General features: G+C 72.4%; 2 protein-coding genes. Both read right to left on the reverse strand.

What is annotated here, in order from left to right; genetic code table 11:
- Positions 1-214: 214 nt before the first annotated feature.
- Complete coding sequence (locus tag GH736_RS21490) at positions 215-808, reverse strand: nitroreductase family protein (RefSeq protein ID WP_159606929.1); 594 nt, start codon at positions 806-808, stop codon at positions 215-217.
- Positions 809-964: 156 nt separating this feature from the next.
- A complete protein-coding gene (locus GH736_RS21495) occupies positions 965-2044 on the reverse strand; it encodes a threonine aldolase family protein (protein ID WP_159606931.1) in 1080 nt (359 codons plus the stop codon).
- Between the last annotated feature and the right edge of the window lie 186 nt (positions 2045-2230).

Genomic DNA, 2230 nt, shown 5'->3' on the forward strand with positions numbered 1-2230 from the left:
ATGCCGCGCCCGGCGCTCCAGTCGCGCCGAAATGGAGGAACTTCCGGCCGGCGCGCGTGCCGAGTGCGGACTCCGGACGGCGAGTCGCCCGGAAGTTCCTCCATTTCGAGCCGGCGAGGCGCGAGCGCGGGGCCGGGCGGAGAGCGAAACAGAAGCGGATGCCGCGGCGTGCTGCCGCGGCATCCGCTCATCGTGTGCTCGGGGCGAGCGGGGGCTACTCGCCGACGAGCACGAGCTCCTCGAGCGGCTTGCGGAGGCGGGGGGCGACCTCGCGCTCGCGGAGCGGGTCGGGCAGCGTGTCGACGTCGCCGAGCACGCCGATCGCGGTGACCGAGACCACCTCGAGGCGCTCGTCCAGGTCGAACGCCTCGTGCAGGCGGGCAGCGTCGAAGCCGCCCATCTGGTGGGTGTGCAGGCCCTCGTGCTGCGCCTGCACGGTGAGGTGCGCGACGGCCTGTCCGAGGTCGTAGCGAGCCCACGGGCGGGCGTTGCCCTCGGGGTCGACGATCTCGGCGATGTTCACGATGAGCGCCGCGGCCGAGTCGGCCCAGGCCTGGTTGAAGCCGAGGAGCGCGTCGTGCACGGTGGTGAAGGCCGCGGTGCCGCGGCGGGCGACGATGAAGCGCCACGGCTGCACGTTGTTCGCCGACGGGGCCCAGCGGGCGGCCTCGAGGATCGTGCGCAGGGCGTCGGTGGACACCTCGGCGGCGGGGTCGTACGCGCGGGGGCTCCAGCGCTCGACGAGGGGGTTGATGAGCTGCGCGGTGGTGTCGGCGCGGCGGGACGTGAGGTCGGTGACGAGCGTCATGGTGGTGCTGCCTTCTGCGATGGGACTGATGCCGGGGCGCCGTCGTCCCGTTCCATTACAACGCATCGAGGCTGGGCGTATTCCGGATGCCGCAACGCGACGTCATCCGGCCGCGACGCCGCCGGTCGCCGCTGGGCGGTCAACCGGCATGGGCGCTCAGGCGACGCGGTGCAGCTCCTCGCGGATCCCGGCGACGAACGCGTCGATGTCGTCCTCGCTGGTGTCGAACGAGCACATCCAGCGCACCTCGCCCTTGGCGGCATCCCAGTCGTAGAAGCGGAAGCCGCGTTCGCGCAGCCGGTCGGCCACGCCAGCGGGCACCACGGCGAACACGCCGTTCGACTGCGTCTCCTGGCTGAAGCCGAGGCCCGGCAGGTCACCGGCGGCGATGCCCGCGTCGAGCGCGTCGCGCAGGCGTCGGGCCATCGCGTTCGCGTGCGACGCGCTCCGCAACCACAGGTCGCCCTCGAGCAGCGCGATGAGCTGCGCCGACACGAACCGCATCTTCGAGGCGAGCTGCATGTTGAGCTTGCGCAGGTACTTCAGGCCCTCGGATGCCTCGGGGTTGAGCACCACGATCGCCTCGGCGCCGAGCGCGCCGTTCTTGGTGCCGCCGAAGCTCAGCACGTCGACCCCGGCGTCGCGGGTGAAGGCGCGGAAGGGCAGGCCGAGGGAGGCGGCCGCGTTCGACAGGCGCGCGCCGTCCATGTGCAACTTCATGCCGCGCTCGTGCACGTGGTCGGCGATCGCGCGGATCTCCTCGACCGTGTACGCGGTGCCCAGCTCGGTCGTCTGCGTGATGGACACGACGAGCGGCTGCGCGCGGTGCTCGTCGCCCCAGCCCCACGCCTCCTGGTCGATGAGCTCGGGGGTGAGCTTGCCGTCGGGGCTCTTCACCGTGAGCAGCTTCATGCCGCCGACCCGCTCGGGTGCTCCGCCCTCGTCGGAGTTGATGTGCGCCGTCGACGCCGAGATGACCGCGCCCCAGCGGGGGAGCATCGACTGCAGCCCCGTGACGTTCGCGCCGGTGCCGTTGAACACCGGGAAGACCTCGACGCCCTCGCCGAAGTGCTGCGCGAACACCTGCTGCAGGCGCTCGGTGTACTGGTCCTCGCCGTACGCGACCTGGTGGCCGCCGTTGGCGGCGGCGAGCGCGGCGAGCACCTCGGGGTGCACGCCGGAGTAGTTGTCGGAGGCGAAGCCGCGAACGGCGGTGTCGTGGAGCTGATCGGTCACCGGACCATCCTCGCATCCGGGTCGGAGTTGCCCGAACGGGTGGGCCCACCTGCCCGATCGGATGCCCGGCCGCCGGCGCTGCCGCACGCGGCATCCGCGAGGCTCGGCACATGGCCGGCACACGACTGGCGGCCGATTCCAGTCGGTCGGGGATGACCCGCGCCCTCGCCGACGCCCGGAGCCGGG

This window comes from Agromyces humi, from assembly GCF_009720255.1.
GTDB lineage: Bacteria > Actinomycetota > Actinomycetes > Actinomycetales > Microbacteriaceae > Agromyces > Agromyces humi.